The organism is Mycobacterium shinjukuense, assembly GCF_010730055.1.
Classification (GTDB): Bacteria; Actinomycetota; Actinomycetes; order Mycobacteriales; family Mycobacteriaceae; genus Mycobacterium; species Mycobacterium shinjukuense.
In genome coordinates this window covers 4,168,664-4,183,584 of the sequence record NZ_AP022575.1, presented here as the reverse complement: position 1 = coordinate 4,183,584, position 14,921 = coordinate 4,168,664, and the positions used below count along the sequence as shown (strand labels likewise).

14 protein-coding genes are annotated in these 14,921 nt (G+C 68.7%); all 14 read right to left on the bottom strand.

Annotated elements, in window-relative coordinates; all coding sequences use genetic code 11:
- Positions 1-2,544 carry an ATP-dependent protease ATP-binding subunit ClpC gene (gene clpC1, locus G6N20_RS18915; protein WP_083050540.1) on the bottom strand — a complete coding sequence of 848 codons (2,544 nt, stop codon included), beginning with the start codon at positions 2,542-2,544 and terminating at the stop codon, positions 1-3.
- 235 nt (positions 2,545-2,779) lie between these two features.
- The gene (gene lsr2, locus G6N20_RS18910; RefSeq protein ID WP_083050543.1) at positions 2,780-3,118 is read right to left on the bottom strand and encodes a histone-like nucleoid-structuring protein Lsr2; all 339 of its coding nucleotides are present in this window, start codon (positions 3,116-3,118) and stop codon (positions 2,780-2,782) included.
- A gap of 110 nt (positions 3,119-3,228) precedes the next feature.
- Complete coding sequence (lysS, locus tag G6N20_RS18905) at positions 3,229-4,743, bottom strand: lysine--tRNA ligase (protein WP_142272136.1); 1,515 nt, start codon at positions 4,741-4,743, stop codon at positions 3,229-3,231.
- A 138-nt stretch (positions 4,744-4,881) separates the two neighbouring features.
- Positions 4,882-5,694, bottom strand: coding sequence for a type III pantothenate kinase (locus G6N20_RS18900; RefSeq protein ID WP_083050548.1), 813 nt, complete (start codon positions 5,692-5,694; stop codon positions 4,882-4,884).
- Between the two features lie 2 nt (positions 5,695-5,696).
- Positions 5,697-6,140: an aspartate 1-decarboxylase gene (gene panD / locus G6N20_RS18895; RefSeq protein WP_083050551.1), complete on the bottom strand. Its 444-nt coding sequence runs from the start codon at positions 6,138-6,140 to the stop codon at positions 5,697-5,699.
- Entirely contained in the window at positions 6,140-7,075 is a 936-nt protein-coding gene (gene panC, locus G6N20_RS18890; protein ID WP_083050554.1) for a pantoate--beta-alanine ligase, read from the bottom strand. The genes panD and panC overlap by 1 nt, the downstream gene beginning before the upstream one ends.
- A complete protein-coding gene (locus G6N20_RS18885; RefSeq protein ID WP_083050557.1) occupies positions 7,072-7,983 on the bottom strand; it encodes a Rossmann-like and DUF2520 domain-containing protein in 912 nt (303 codons plus the stop codon). The genes panC and G6N20_RS18885 overlap by 4 nt, the downstream gene beginning before the upstream one ends.
- A 96-nt stretch (positions 7,984-8,079) precedes the next feature.
- Positions 8,080-9,348, bottom strand: coding sequence for a DUF6779 domain-containing protein (locus G6N20_RS18880; RefSeq protein ID WP_083050560.1), 1,269 nt, complete (start codon positions 9,346-9,348; stop codon positions 8,080-8,082).
- Positions 9,349-9,513: 165 nt separating this feature from the next.
- Positions 9,514-9,990: a DUF3180 domain-containing protein gene (locus G6N20_RS18875; protein WP_083050562.1), complete on the bottom strand. Its 477-nt coding sequence runs from the start codon at positions 9,988-9,990 to the stop codon at positions 9,514-9,516.
- The gene (gene folK / locus G6N20_RS18870; protein WP_083050565.1) at positions 9,990-10,526 is read right to left on the bottom strand and encodes a 2-amino-4-hydroxy-6-hydroxymethyldihydropteridine diphosphokinase; all 537 of its coding nucleotides are present in this window, start codon (positions 10,524-10,526) and stop codon (positions 9,990-9,992) included. The genes G6N20_RS18875 and folK overlap by 1 nt, the downstream gene beginning before the upstream one ends.
- A gap of 124 nt (positions 10,527-10,650) precedes the next feature.
- Positions 10,651-11,049, bottom strand: a complete 399-nt coding sequence (folB, locus tag G6N20_RS18865) for a dihydroneopterin aldolase (protein WP_083050568.1) — start codon at positions 11,047-11,049, stop codon at positions 10,651-10,653.
- The gene (folP, locus tag G6N20_RS18860) at positions 11,042-11,884 is read right to left on the bottom strand and encodes a dihydropteroate synthase (RefSeq protein WP_142272137.1); all 843 of its coding nucleotides are present in this window, start codon (positions 11,882-11,884) and stop codon (positions 11,042-11,044) included. Before folP ends, folB begins: the two co-directional genes overlap by 8 nt.
- Entirely contained in the window at positions 11,881-12,489 is a 609-nt protein-coding gene (folE, locus tag G6N20_RS18855; RefSeq protein WP_083050574.1) for a GTP cyclohydrolase I FolE, read from the bottom strand. The genes folP and folE overlap by 4 nt, the downstream gene beginning before the upstream one ends.
- Positions 12,490-12,504: 15 nt before the next feature.
- Positions 12,505-14,739, bottom strand: a complete 2,235-nt coding sequence (gene ftsH, locus G6N20_RS18850) for an ATP-dependent zinc metalloprotease FtsH (RefSeq protein WP_083050577.1) — start codon at positions 14,737-14,739, stop codon at positions 12,505-12,507.
- Positions 14,740-14,921: the final 182 nt, after the last annotated feature.

The following is a 14,921-nucleotide window of genomic DNA, read 5'->3' as shown; positions in this document are numbered from 1 at the left end:
CTAGTCCGTCCCGGCGGCGCGGTGGGCTCCCGCCGCCCCGGCCTTGGCCAGGTCCGGCTCGGCTGGAGGCTTGCGGGTCCCGGTGAAGGTGAACACCGCGTCCTCGCCGGAGCCTTCGCCGTCCCAGTTGTCCACGTCGACGGTGACGAGCTGCCCCGGACCGACCTCCTCGAAGAGGATCTTCTCCGAGAGCTGGTCCTCGATTTCGCGTTGGATGGTGCGCCGCAGTGGCCGGGCACCCAGCACCGGATCGAAGCCACGCTTGGCCAGCAGGGACTTGGCCTGGTCGGTGAGTTCCAGCGCCATGTCCTTGCTCTTGAGCTGACCGGCGACCCGGCTGATCATCAGGTCCACCATGCGAATGATCTCCTCGCGGGTCAGCTGGTGGAAGACGATGATGTCGTCGATGCGGTTGAGGAACTCCGGGCGGAAGTGCTTCTTGAGCTCGTCGTTGACCTTCTGCTTCATCCGCTCGTAGTCGTTGGCGCCGCCGCCCTTGGTGAAGCCCAGCCCGACCGGCTTGGAGATGTCGGAGGTGCCCAGGTTGGACGTGAAGATCAGCACCGTGTTCTTGAAGTCCACCGTGCGGCCCTGCCCGTCGGTGAGCCGGCCATCCTCGAGCACCTGCAGCAGGCTGTTGTAGATCTCCTGGTGCGCCTTCTCGATCTCGTCGAACAGCACCACCGAAAACGGCTTGCGCCGCACCTTCTCGGTGAGCTGGCCACCCTCCTCGTAGCCGACATACCCGGGCGGGGCGCCGAACAGCCGCGACGCGGTGAACCGGTCGTGGAACTCGCCCATATCGATCTGGATGAGCGCGTCGTCGTCGCCGAACAGGAAGTTGGCCAGCGCCTTGGACAGCTCGGTCTTACCGACACCGGACGGGCCGGCGAAGATGAACGAACCCGACGGGCGCTTGGGGTCTTTCAGCCCGGCCCGGGTGCGGCGGATCGCCTTGGACACCGCCTTGACGGCGTCCTCCTGCCCGATGATCCGTTTGTGCAGCTCCTCTTCCATCCGCAGCAGCCGGGTGGTCTCGGCCTCGGTGAGCTTAAACACCGGGATGCCGGTCCAGTTGCCCAACACCTCGGCGATCTGCTCGTCGTCGACCTCGGCGACCACGTCGAGATCCCCTGAGCGCCACTGCTTTTCGCGCTCCGCGCGCTGGGCCACCAGTTGCTTTTCGCGGTCGCGCAGGCTGGCGGCCTTCTCGAAGTCCTGGGCGTCGATCGCCGATTCCTTCTCCCGGCGCGCCTCGGCGATCTTTTCGTCGTACTCGCGCAGGTCCGGCGGCGCGGTCATCCGCCGGATCCGCATGCGCGCACCCGCCTCGTCGATCAGGTCGATGGCCTTGTCCGGCAGGAACCGGTCGTTGATGTAGCGGTCGGCCAGGGTGGCCGCGGCCACAATGGCGGAGTCGCTGATCGACACCCGGTGGTGGGCCTCGTAGCGGTCGCGCAGACCCTTGAGGATCTCGATGGTGTGCTCCACCGTCGGCTCGCCGACCTGCACCGGCTGGAAGCGGCGCTCCAACGCGGCGTCCTTCTCGATGTACTTGCGGTATTCGTCGAGCGTGGTGGCACCGATCGTTTGCAGCTCACCGCGGGCAAGCTTGGGTTTCAGGATCGACGCGGCGTCGATCGCGCCCTCCGCGGCGCCGGCACCCACCAGGGTGTGCAGCTCGTCGATGAACAAGATGATGTCGCCGCGGGTGTTGATCTCCTTGAGCACCTTCTTCAGGCGTTCCTCGAAGTCACCGCGGTAGCGCGAACCGGCGACCAGCGATCCCAGGTCCAACGTGTAGAGCTGCTTGTCCTTCAGCGTCTCGGGCACCTCGCCGTGCACGATGGCCTGCGCCAACCCCTCCACCACGGCCGTCTTGCCGACGCCGGGCTCGCCGATCAGCACCGGGTTGTTCTTGGTGCGCCGGGAGAGCACCTGCATCACCCGCTCGATTTCCTTCTCGCGGCCGATGACCGGGTCCAGCTTGCCCTCGATCGCGGCAGCGGTCAGGTTGCGGCCGAACTGATCGAGCACCAACGACGTGGACGGGCTGCCGGACTCGCCGCCGCGACCACCGGTGCCGGCCTCGGCGGCCTCCTTGCCCTGGTAGCCGGACAGCAGTTGGATCACCTGCTGGCGCACCCGGGTTAGCTCGGCGCCCAGCTTGACCAGCACCTGGGCGGCCACGCCCTCACCCTCACGGATCAGGCCCAGCAGAATGTGCTCGGTGCCGATGTAGTTGTGGCCGAGTTGTAGCGCCTCGCGCAGGCTCAGCTCAAGGACCTTCTTGGCGCGCGGGGTAAACGGGATGTGCCCGGACGGCGCCTGCTGGCCCTGGCCGATGATCTCCTCGACCTGGCTGCGCACGCCTTCCAGCGAGATCCCCAGCGACTCCAGCGACTTGGCCGCCACACCTTCGCCCTCGTGGATCAGACCCAACAGGATGTGCTCGGTGCCGATGTAGTTGTGGTTGAGCATCCTGGCCTCTTCTTGAGCCAGGACGACCACCCTGCGGGCACGGTCGGTAAATCGTTCGAACATCGGCGGTTACCTGCTCTCCCTCAATCGGTACAGCGCACGGGATCGCGTACCTGCCGTCCACTGTAATGGTCGGCCTGCCAGGGTTCATAACCTTCGGTCCCGTGCAGCGCCGCAACTGATCAACGCGGAAAACCGCCAAAGCGTTTCCCGTGCTGACCGGCGGTCAGTTCGCCGCGAGCGAAAGCGCCACAGCACCGGCGCCCAGGCTCCAGGCCTGGGCGCCGGCAAACCACCGCTAGGTCGCGGCGTGGAATGCGTCGATGATGTCGGCGGGGATACGCCCACGAGACGACACGTTGTGCCCGTTGCGGCGGGCCCATTCCCGAATAGCGGCGCTTTGTTCGCGGTCAATCGCCCCGCGGCCACGGCCGGAGCCCGAACGCCCGCGTCGCCGTCCGCCGACGCGCCGCCCGGCTGCCACCCATTGCTTCAGGTCGCCGCGCAGTTTTGCCGCATTCTTGCTCGAAAGGTCGATCTCATAGGTCACTCCGTCAAGCCCGAATTCGACCGTTTCATCAGCCGCGCCGGCACCGTCGAAATCATCGACCAAGGTGACGGTCACTTTCTTCGCCATTGGCTTACCCTCGCGTTTCTTCCTGTGCAGTTAGCAGTTTGGATAGACTCCCCGCACACCAATCTGCCATAAGAACGCGCAATATTCAATCCAGACACAACACGTGCAGTTCAGTTGGAGTGTGGCCGAACAATCGGGAACAAAACTGTCTCCCTAATTGACAGCCCGGTCAACGACATCAACAACCGATCGATACCCATTCCCGTTCCGGTGCATGGCGGCATCCCATACTCGAGAGCGGCCAGAAAATCCTCGTCCAGTTGCATCGCCTCGTCATCACCGGCGGCCGCGGCACGCGCCTGATCAGCGAATCTCTCCCGCTGCACGACGGGATCGGTTAATTCCGAGTACCCGGTGGCCAGTTCCACTCCGTGCAGGTAGAGGTCCCACTTTTCGGTCACTCCCGGGATGCTGCGGTGCTGGCGGGTCAAAGGAGTTGTCTCTACCGGGAAATCCTTGACAAACGTGGGCGCGGTCAAGCTCTTGCCCACGGTGTGCTCCCAGAGCTCCTCGACGAGTTTGCCGTGCCCGACGGCATGGCTGTGACGAATCTCAACATCGAGCCGGTGCGCGATGTCACGTAAGCGATCGACCGACGTCTGCGGCGTGATCTCGTCACCAAGCGCCGCGGACAGCGACGGATACATTTGTATGCTCGCCCATTCTCCGTCGATGTCGTAGACACTGCCGTCGGGCATCGGCAGTTGTCTGGTGCCAATCGCCTCGTCGGCTACCTCCTGAATAAGCTCCCGGGTGACCGCCGCCGAATCGTCATAGGTGCCGTAGGTCTGGTAGGTCTCCAGCATGGAGAATTCCGGGGAATGCGTGGAATCGGCTCCTTCGTTTCGGAACACCCGATTAAGTTCGTAGACCCTGTCGAAACCACCGACCACGCAGCGCTTGAGGAACAGTTCCGGCGCGATCCGCAGGTAAAGATCGATGTCCAGCGCATTGGAATGCGTCGTGAACGGCCTGGCCGCGGCGCCGCCGGCCAGCGTCTGCAACATGGGCGTTTCGACTTCCAGGAACCCGCGGCGTTCCAACGCACTCCGCAGTGCGCGGACAACGGCGATCCGCAGACGGGCCACAGAGCGCGCCTGCGGGCGCACGACCAGGTCGACATACCGACGCCGAACGCGCGCTTCTTCGCTCATCTCCTTGTGCGCGACCGGCAGCGGCCGCAACGACTTGGCCGCCATCCGCCAGGAGTCGGCGAGAACGGACAACTCTCCCCGCCGGGAACTGATCACGGTGCCGTGCACATAGACGATGTCACCCAGGTCGACATCGGCCTTCCACGCGTCCAGGGCATCCCGCCCCACCTTGTCGAGGCTGATCATCGCCTGCAGCTGGGTGCCGTCGCCGTCCTGCAAGGTCGCAAAGCACAGTTTGCCGGTGTTGCGCGCGAACACCACCCGGCCGGCGACCCCGACCACGTCATCGGTCGCCGAGTCGAGCGGCAGGTCGGCGTAGGCCGCGCGGATCTCGGCCAGGGTGTGCGTGCGCTCCACCGCGACCGGGTAGGCCTGGTGTCCCCGCGCCAACAGGCGAGCGCGCTTGTCCCGACGAATCCGGAACTGCTCGGGGAGGTCGGCTGCGTCCTCCGACGGGTCGGCAGAGCTCACGACGTGCCAGCTTAAGTCAACCCGGGCACCGCCCGCGGTGGGCCCCGCGGGCATCAAGCGGTCGAGCGTGCATCGAGGGCGACGACACGCCGAGGCCGGCCGCCCTGGACTCACGTTCGACGCCGCAGGCAGACGAATTCAGCGCGCCGTCTTCAATCGGCGGGCGTCCCGGTTACGTTCGAAGACGAGCCGCAGGCCATGCAGGGTCAGATGCTGGTCGTAGTGCGCGACGGTGCGTAGCTCGGGCAGCAGCAGCGGCGCGGTGTGCCCGGTCGCCACGATCGCGACGTCATCGTGGTCGGAGAAACCGCCGACGTCCTCGCGGATCCGCCCGACCAGCCCGTCGACCAGCCCGGCAAAGCCGAACACCGCGCCGGACTGCATGCATTCGACGGTGTTCTTGCCGACCACCGAACGGGGGCGAGCCAATTCCACGCGGCGCAGCGCGGCCGAACGCGCCGCCGCGGCATCGGATGACACCTGCACGCCGGGCGCGATGGCGCCGCCGAGAAACTCGCCCTTGGCCGACACCACGTCGACACAGATCGACGATCCGAAGTCGACGACGATGGCGGCCTTGTGGAACCTGTGAAACGCCGCCAGGCAGTTCACGATCCGGTCGGCACCCACCTCCTTGGGGTTGTCGACCAGCAGCGGTATGCCGGTGCGCACGCCCGGTTCGATCAGCACGTGCGGCACCGACGGCCAGTACTGGTCGAGCATGATCCGCACCTCGTGCAGCACCGACGGGACCGTGGACAGCGCGGCCGTGCCGGTGAGCCGCTCGGAATCCTCGCCGATCAGGCCGTCGATGGTGAGCGCCAGCTCGTCGGCGGTGACCTCGGATTCGGTGCGTATCCGCCACTGTTGGACGACCTTTGCGTGGTCCTGGGCGCCCGACAGCAGGCCGACGACGGTGTGGGTGTTGCGGACGTCGATCGCCAGCAGCACGGCTATCGCACACCGATCCGGGGGTCGTGGGGGTACCACCCGCGTGCGGGGCACAGCGAGCCCGCGTCGGCCGGTACGAACGCCGGATCGTGGCCTAGGTCGATCTGCTTGTTGTCGGCGTCGACGAACACGATGCGCGGCCGGTAGCGGCGGGCCTCGGTGTCCTCCATGGTGGCGTACGCGAGCAGGATCACCAGGTCTCCGGGGTGAACGAGATGGGCCGCGGCGCCATTGATCCCGATCACGCCGCTGCCGCGTTCCCCGGTGATGGCGTAGGTGACCAGCCGGGCTCCGTTGTCGATGTCGACGATGGTCACCTGCTCGCCTTCGAGCAGGTCCGCGGCGTCCATCAGGTCGGCGTCGATGGTGACCGAGCCGACGTAGTGCAGGTCGGCCTGCGTGACGGTGGCCCGGTGGATCTTCGATTTCAGCATCGTCCGTAGCATCAATTCCTCCACTGTGATTCAACGGTAGCCCGGTGTTCGTCCGGCCCGTCGGTGCCGGCGAACGTTCCGATCTCGATAGCGATGTTGTCCAGCAGCCGGGTGGCACCGAGCCGGGCGGCCACCAGCAGCCGGCCAGACCCGCCGCCGTTCAACGGCCCCAAGTCGGCGTCGCGCAGTTGTAAGTAGTCGACGGCGAGGCCGGGCACCGCGTCGAGCACCGCGGCAGCCGCGTCCAGCGCGGCCCGCGCACCGGCCGGTGCGGCGCGCGCCGCGGCCGTCAGCGACGCCGAGAGCGCCGCGGCCGCTGCCCGCTGCGCCGGGTCGAGGTAGCGGTTGCGCGAGGACATCGCCAGCCCGTCGGCTTCCCGCACGGTCGGCACCCCAACCACCGCGACGTCGACGTTCAGGTCGGCCACCATCTGCCGGATCAGCACCAGCTGCTGGTAGTCCTTTTCGCCGAAGAACGCCGCGTCCGGCCGCACGATCTGCAACAGCTTCAGCACGACGGTCAGCACCCCGGCGAAATGGGTGGGCCGCGGGCCGCCTTCGAGCTCGGCCGCCAACGGGCCGGGCTGCACGGTGGTGCGCAGGCCGTTGGGATACATCGCCGCCGCGGTCGGGGTGAACACGATCTCGACACCTTCGCCGCGCAGTCGCGCCAGGTCGTCGTCCAGCGTGCGGGGGTAGGCGTCGAGATCCTCCCCTGCGCCGAATTGCAGCGGGTTGACGAAGATCGACACCACGACCACCGAGCCGGGCACCCGTTTGGCGGCGCCCACCAGCGCCAGGTGCCCGTCGTGCAGCGCGCCCATGGTGGGCACCAACATCACCCGACGGCCGGTGTGACGCAACGCCCGGCAGACGTCGGTCACGTCACCGGGCGCCGCATACACGTTGAGCTCGCCTGGATGGAACACCGGTGCGCGGGCGCTCATGACGTCAACACCTCGACGACGTCATCGGGAGCGTGCGCGCGCTGCGCGGTGCGCAACGCGTTCACCCGATAGGCCTGCCCAAGTTGCGGGTCCACCGCCGTCAGCGCGGCCAGATGCCCGGCGACCGCGGCCGCGTCGCCGCGGGCAACCGGCCCGGTGAGCGCCGCCTGACCGCGCCGCAGCGTGTTCTCCAGCGCCGCCCGGGCCAGCGGCCCCACGATCCGCTCGACGATCCCGCCCGGCTGGTCGTCGACGTGCTGTTGGCCGAGCAGTTCTTGCCCGCGCAGGGCGGCGCGCAACGCCTCGACGGCATCGGCCAGCACCGTCACCAGGTGGTTGCTGCCGTGCGCCAGCGCCGCGTGGTAGAGGAGGCGGGCCTCCTCGCGCACCGCGAACGGCTCGCCGCCCATCTCCAGCACCAACGACTGGGCGATGGCATGCCCGACGTCGTCGGCCGCGGTGATCCCGAAGCAGGTGTCCGCCAGCCGGCCGATGTCGTCGTCGGAGCCGGTGAACGTCATCGCCGGATGAATGGCCAGCGGAATGCAGCCTAGTTGGGTGAGCGGCGCGAGAATCCCGATCCCGTTGACGCCCGACGTGTGCGCCACGATCGTGCCGGGCGGCACCGCCGCGGTGGCGGCCAGGCCCGACACCAGGCCGGCGAGTTCGCCGTCGGTGACGGCCAGCAGCAGCAGCTCGGCGGCGGCGACGACGTCCGGCGGCGGCAGCACCGGGGTGTCGGGCAGCCGGCGCCGGGCCCGCCGTCGGGACGCATCGGAGATGGCGCTACACGCCACCACGACGTGGTCGGCGCGCTCCAGCGCAACACCCAACGCGGTGCCCACCCGGCCGGCGGAGATGATCCCCACCTTGAGCCTGGCCGGACGCAAACCGTCGAACCGCACCATCGCAGACGGCCTCACAGATTTCCCTCGTTCGTTCCAGTCCCATCGGGTACCGGACGGTCACCAAGACTGTAGTCGATTTGTGCGATCCGGCCCAGCTCAGCCGCCGCGGCGCCGGCGCCGGCCGCCTCCGGTCGGCTCCACCTGCAGTCGCGCCATCAGGTCGGCAACCGTTTGACCACCGCCTTGTCGGTCCAATCCGTGCGAGCCTTCCTCGGCGCTGCGATGCCGAGGCGCCGGCTCGGGCGGCGGCGGTGGGGCCAACCGGGGCGGCGGCGAGTGCTCACCCGGTGCGCCGCCCGCAGAGCCGCCGAGACTGTCGCGCAGGCCGGCCACGCCGTGGTCGAGGTACTCCGCGGAGTGGCGGGAGCGCGACCGGCGGCCGCCGTAGTGCGGCTCGACAGGGCCGAGCGGGCCGTCGTCCCGATCCTCCGGGCTGGCATGCCGGGCGCGCCGCCGCCGGCTCGACGGCTGGGCCGTCGGCTCGGAAGCCACATCATCGGATGCCCAGTGGCTGCCCGGTGTCCCCGGAGGCAACCACTTTCCGTCGGCGGCCTCCGGCGGCCAGCCCGACCGCTCGGGCTCGGGCGGCCGATGACGAGGGACACGCGCCGGCTCGGATGGCGGCGAGGCGTCGTAGCTCGACCGGCGCTGCTCCCCCGCGGGAGTGGGTTGCCGGGGCGACGCCAGCGGTCCCCCGCCGCCGGGTGGCACCCCCACCTCGGGCACATCGATGATCGACGTGTCATCGGCGCGACTGGCCGCTCGCCGGGGGACAACGGTAACCCGATCACTGGACACCCAGTCGGCGGGTGGGGTTTCCCTGCTTCGGGGCCTGCCCAGGGCGTCGGAATGGGCCACATCGTGGGCTCGATCCGCCAGAACCCGTGCGGCATCACGTTCTTTCTCCCACGGCTCCAATGCTGGACGGTGCTGCAGATCGGTGTCGAACAGGATCTCGAGGCTGGTTCGCAGTGCGGCCAGCTCGGCCCGCAGCGCGGCCACCTCGTCGGCGGCCGCCGCGCGCAGCTCCGAGGCCAGCTCGCGACGCAGCTGCGACTCCACGGTCAGCTCGTACTCCCGGCGGGCGGAGATTTCCCGATCCAACTGAAGGTCGTACACCAGCTTCAGATCCCGCGCCCGGGCCTGTTCCACCTCGGCTTGGCGACGGTAAAGCATCGACACGAACGCACCGGCGACCGCGGCCCACAGCGCCAGGATCACGGCCAGCCTAAGAAGCTCCACACGACTGGTGAAAACCAATCCGCAACTCGCCCCGATTGCCAGGACCAGCAACGTCGTCAGGAGCACCCAACCCGGCCTGCGGCCGCCGCGCCGGACCCGGGCGCCGCGGGACAGAACGGTCATGGGCTGACTGTACCTGGCCGAGGTCACTCAGCGTGTCGCGCCGGTCCGGCGATTCGCCGGCCAAGTTGGGTGCGGCCGGTTGATGGCCAGCTAACGTTGGCGCGCGACGCGACGGCCCCGGTTAGAGCGGGTTAGAGCTCGCAACGGCGCGCCGATCGATTCCCTTTAGGTCTCCACGCCCTCGCCGCGCTCGGTGGGATCCTGCGGCGACTTACAGCAGTGCTGCAGCCACAGCGCGGCGACCACCAACGCCAGCGCGCTGACCGCAGCCACCACCGCGCCGGTGACGTCCTCGGCCACGGCCCGCTGCCAGGACAGCCGCGGCAGGAAGTACACCAACACGCCGAGCCACCAACCCAACACCAGCGCACCCACCCAGGCCGACGCCTTGGCGACCATGACGCTGCGCGCCACGGCCAGCGGGTGCAGCCAGCCGGGCCCGTCTCCGATCTCGCCGTCGTTGATCTTTGCCCGGACGTAACGCGCCCACAGCGCCTCGGCGATCGCGACCGCCAGCAGCGACAGTCCGGTCCACACGGTGATCGGCGGAAACCACCGATACAGCCCGCCAACCAGCAGGTAGCCCACCACCGCGGCGGCGATCACCGCGGCCGTCAGGTCACGTTTGCGGGTGGGTCCCATCAGCCCGGTTCCGGATCCAGGGTCCGCGGGAACCTGCGCACGCAGTCCCGGTCGGCAGGTTCCAACTCGGCCAGCAGCTTGGCGACGGGCCACACCCGGTCGGCCACCGTGAGCTCGGCCCCCGGGTCGACGTCGAGCCACGGCACCAGCACGAAGGCCCGCCGGTGGGCCCGCGGGTGCGGCAGCGTCAGCGAGCTGCTGCGGCAGATAACTTCCGCCGGGCCGCCCGGACCGGTCCGGTGGCAGGTGATCAGGTCCACGTCGAGGGTGCGCGGGCCCCAACGGCGGTCGCGCACCCGACCCGCCGCCCGTTCCAGTGCCTGGGCGCGGCGCAGCCAGGCCGCAGCGTCACGGGCCGGGTCGTCGGCAATCAGCACAGCGTTCAGAAACGGTCCCTGGCGCACCCCGCCCCAGGGATCGGTCTCGTAGACCGGGGAGACCGCGCGGACCGTGCCGCCGAGTCCGACGACCACCGACCGCAGCGATGCCAGGCGGTCACCGAGGTTGGAGCCGATCGACAGCACGACGCTCGTCATCAGCGCCGCTCTCCCCCGCAAGCGGATGGGGGTACCTCCCACTTGTGGGGGCGTGCCCCCACCTCATCGGTTCGTCCCCCGCAAGCGGGTGGTGCTCCCACCGCATCGTCGCCGGCGCGGGTCATCACACCTCGCCCGCGGGCATCACCGAGCCCCGCCCGCCGCGCCGCGACCGCCGGGTCACCACCGCCACGTCGGTGAACGTCTGCCGGATGGGCGCCTGCGGCTTGTGGACCACCACCTCGACGGCATGCACCCGCTCGTCGGCCATCACGTGGTCGGCGATCTCGGCGCCCACAGTTTCGATTAGGTTCCGCGGTGGCCCGGCGACGATCTCGGCCGCCCGCGCGGCCAGACGGACGTAGTCAAACGTGTCGGCCAGATCGTCGCTTGCGGCGGCATCGGCCAGGTCGATCCACAGGGTGATATCGACGACGAAGCGCTGCCCGCCCACCCGCTCGTGGTCGTAGACCCCGTGGTAGCCGTGAACGGTCAAGCCGCGCAACTCGATCCGGTCAGCCATCGGGTCCCGTCCTTTCCGTCCGCTGCCACGCGTCGACGACCTTGAGGGCGTCGACCGAGGCCCGCACATCGTGCACGCGCACCCCCCAGGCCCCGTGCAGGGCCGCCATCGCGGTGATCACGGCCGTCGCGGTTTCCCGCCCGCCGGGTGGTCGCAGCACGCCGTCGGGCCCGGCCAGCAACGCGCCGAGGAAGCGTTTGCGTGAGGCGCCCAGCAGCACCGGGAACCCGGTGGCAACCAACTCCGGCAACGCGTGCAGCAGTGCCCAATTGTGTTGTCCCGTCTTCGCGAAGCCAAGCCCGGGATCGATCACGAGGTTGGCCGGGTCAACGCCGGCGGCCACCGCGTCGGCGACGCTGGCCAGCAGGTCGGCGCGCACCTCGGCCACCACGTCGCGGTAGTCCGGAACCTGGTGCGGCCTGCCAGCGGACACCGGGCGCCAGTGCATCAACACCCAGCGCACCCCCGCCTCGGCCACCAGCGGCGCCATCGCCGGGTCGCAGCGCCCACCGGACACGTCGTTGACGATCCGCGCTCCGTTCTCCAGCGCCCCCCGTGCGACGTCAGCGTGCATGGTATCGATGCTGACAGTTATGCCCTGTGCCGCAAGCTCTTTGACCACAGGTATGACACGAGCGGATTCGATTCGCGGGTCCACCCGCACGGCTCCGGGCCGCGTCGACTCCCCACCGACGTCGATGATGTCCGCGCCGTCGGCGGCCAACGCCAGGCCATGCTCGACGGCGTCGCCGGCGTCGAGGTAGCGCCCACCGTCCGAGAACGAGTCTTCGGTGACGTTCACAACCCCCATTACCCGCATGGGAGCCGGACTCACTTCCGCAGGATGAGGTCGAGCGCTTCGGCTCGAGAAGCGGCACTGGTTTTGAACTGGCCACGCACCGCCGACGTGGTGGTGATCGCTCCGGGCTTGCGAACCCCGCGCATCGCCATGCACAGGTGCTCGGCCTCGATGACGACGATCACCCCGCGCGGATCGAGCTTTTTCACCAGGGCATCGGCGATCTGGCTGGTCAGCCGCTCCTGCACTTGTGGTCGCTTGGCGTACAGGTCGACCAGTCGGGCGATCTTCGACAAGCCGGTCACCCTGCCGTCGTGGTTGGGGATGTAGCCGACATGGGCCACACCGTGAAACGACACCAGGTGATGTTCGCAGGTGGAATACAGCGGGATCGCCTTGACCAACACCAGCTCGTCGTGTTCTTCGTCGAACATGGTGTTCAGCACCGTGTCGGGGTCGGTGTAGAGGCCGGCGAAAATCTCGCGGTAGGCGCGCGCCACGCGCGCCGGGGTCTCCCGTAGCCCATCCCGATCGGGATCTTCGCCGACCGCGTACAGCAACTCGCGGACCGCGGCCTCGGCGCGCCGCTGGTCGAATACACGCACCCGCGCGTGCTCGATGCGGGAATCCAGCTGCGACATCGAAGCCTCCGTTCCTCAGCCGTGGGCCGGCGGATTGGACCGACTCACATCCTCACGCTGACCGGAGGAGTCGTCGTTGTCCGGTTGGTCAGGCGGTGGATAGGGCACGTAGGCCTGCCCCGAATAGCTGGGCCGATTGGACGGCTGTGGGGGCCATCCGGGCGCGTGCCAGTCGGCCGGGGCGCCGTAGTCGGGTTGGGTGGGCGCACGGCTGCCGGCGTGAGAACCGTTGGCGCCGTGGCTGGTTCGGCTGGCCTCGTCCTCGGCGGCCTGGGTTGCCCGCGCGATGGCCGCCTTGAACGCCGGCTCGGCGACCGGCTGGGGCCAGGGCTCGCCGCGCTCGATCGCCAGCTCGCCGGGCGTCTTGATCGGCGGCTTGTCCGACGGGATGCGGCCACCGAAGTCGTCGAACATGGTGAGTCGGGGCCGCTTTTCGACGTCGGCGAAGATCGCCTCCAGCTCGGGTCGGTGCAGGGTTTCCTTTTCCAGCAGCTCCCCGGCCAACGTGTCCAGCACATCCCGGTATTCGGTGAGGATCTCCCAGGCCTCGGTGTGCGCGGCTTCGATGAGCTTGCGGACCTCTTCGTCGATTTCGCGGGCGACCTCGTGGGAGTAGTCGGGCTGGGTGCCCATGGTCCGGCCGAGGAACGGGTCGCCGTGTTCGGTGCCGTACTTGACCGCGCCGAGCTTGGAGCTCATCCCGAACTCGGTGACCATCGAGCGCGCGATCTTGGTGGCCTGTTCGATATCGGACACCGCGCCGGTGGTGGGCTCACGAAACACCAACTCCTCGGCGGCCCGCCCACCCATCGCGAACACCAGCTGGGAGATCATCTCCGAGCGGGTGCGCAGCCCCTTGTCCTCCTCGGGCACGGCAACCGCATGCCCGCCCGTGCGTCCCCGGGCCAGGATGGTGACCTTGTACACCGGGTCGATGTCGGGCATCGCCCAGGCCGCCAGGGTGTGCCCGCCCTCGTGGTAGGCGGTGATCTTCTTCTCCTGCTCGCTGATCACCCGCCCCTTGCGGCGCGGCCCGCCGATCACCCGGTCGACCGCCTCTTCCAGGGCGGGGCCGGTGATCACGGTGCCGTTCTCCCGGGCGGTCAGCAGCGCCGCCTCGTTGATGACGTTGGCCAGGTCGGCCCCGGTCATGCCGACGGTCCGCTTGGCCAGCCCGTCGAGGTCGGCGTCCGGGGCCATCGGCTTGCCCTTGGCGTGCACCCGCAGCACCGCCCGGCGGCCCGCCAGGTCGGGATTGGACACCGGGATCTGCCGGTCGAAGCGGCCCGGGCGCAGCAGCGCCGGATCCAGGATGTCGGGCCGGTTGGTGGCCGCGATCAGGATGACGCCGCCGCGCGGGTCGAAGCCGTCCATCTCGACCAGCAGCTGGTTCAGCGTCTGCTCCCGCTCGTCGTGGCCGCCGCCCAGCCCGGCGCCGCGCTGGCGGCCGACCGCGTCGATCTCGTCGACGAAGATGATGCACGGGCTGTTCTGCTTGGCCTGTTCGAACAGGTCTCTTACGCGTGACGCGCCAACGCCTACGAACATCTCGACGAAGTCGGATCCGGAGATGGTGAAAAACGGCACCCCCGCTTCCCCGGCCACGGCGCGGGCCAGCAGCGTCTTGCCGGTTCCGGGCGGACCGTAGAGCAGCACGCCCTTGGGAATCTTGGCGCCCAGCGCCTGATAGCGGCCCGGGTTCTGCAGGAAGTCCTTGATCTCGTAGAGCTCCTCGACCGCCTCGTCGACGCCGGCGACGTCGGCGAAGGTGGTTTTGGGCATGTCCTTGGAGAGCTGCTTGGCCCGCGATTTCCCGAAGCCGAAGCCCATCCGGGCGCCGCCCTGCATGCGGGAGAACATCACGAACAGACCCACCAGCAACAGCAGCGGCAACACGTAGATCAGCAGTTCGCCCAGGATGCTGCCTTGGTTGACCACCGTGCTGACCTTCGCGTTCTTAGCGGTCAGCGCGTTGAACAGGTCGACGGCGTAGCCGGTGGGGTACTTGGTGATGACCTTGTCCGACCCGTCGGTGTCGTTGTTGCCCTTTTTCAGGGTCAACCGCAGCTGCTGCTCGCGGTCGTCGATCTGCGCGCTCTTGACGTTGTCGCTGTTGATCTGCGCCATCGCAACCGAGGTGTCCACCGGCTTGTAGCCGCGGGTGTCGTCGCTGAAGTAGAAGAACGACCAGCCGAGTAGCACCACCACGGCGATCGCCGTCACCGTGCGGATCACGTTTTTGCGGTTCATCAATCATCGGCCGTGCCGGCCAGGTCCTTCCCGATCAACGCAGCTGCAAAAGTCCAGGTTACCGCTCGTGGCGATCGCCAGCCCGGCAATCCCGGGCGCTGGGGGCACCTCCCGCTTGCGGGGGACGGGTCGCCACGATCGGCCCCGTGGCGATCGCCGGCCCGGCAACGCCGGGCGCTGGG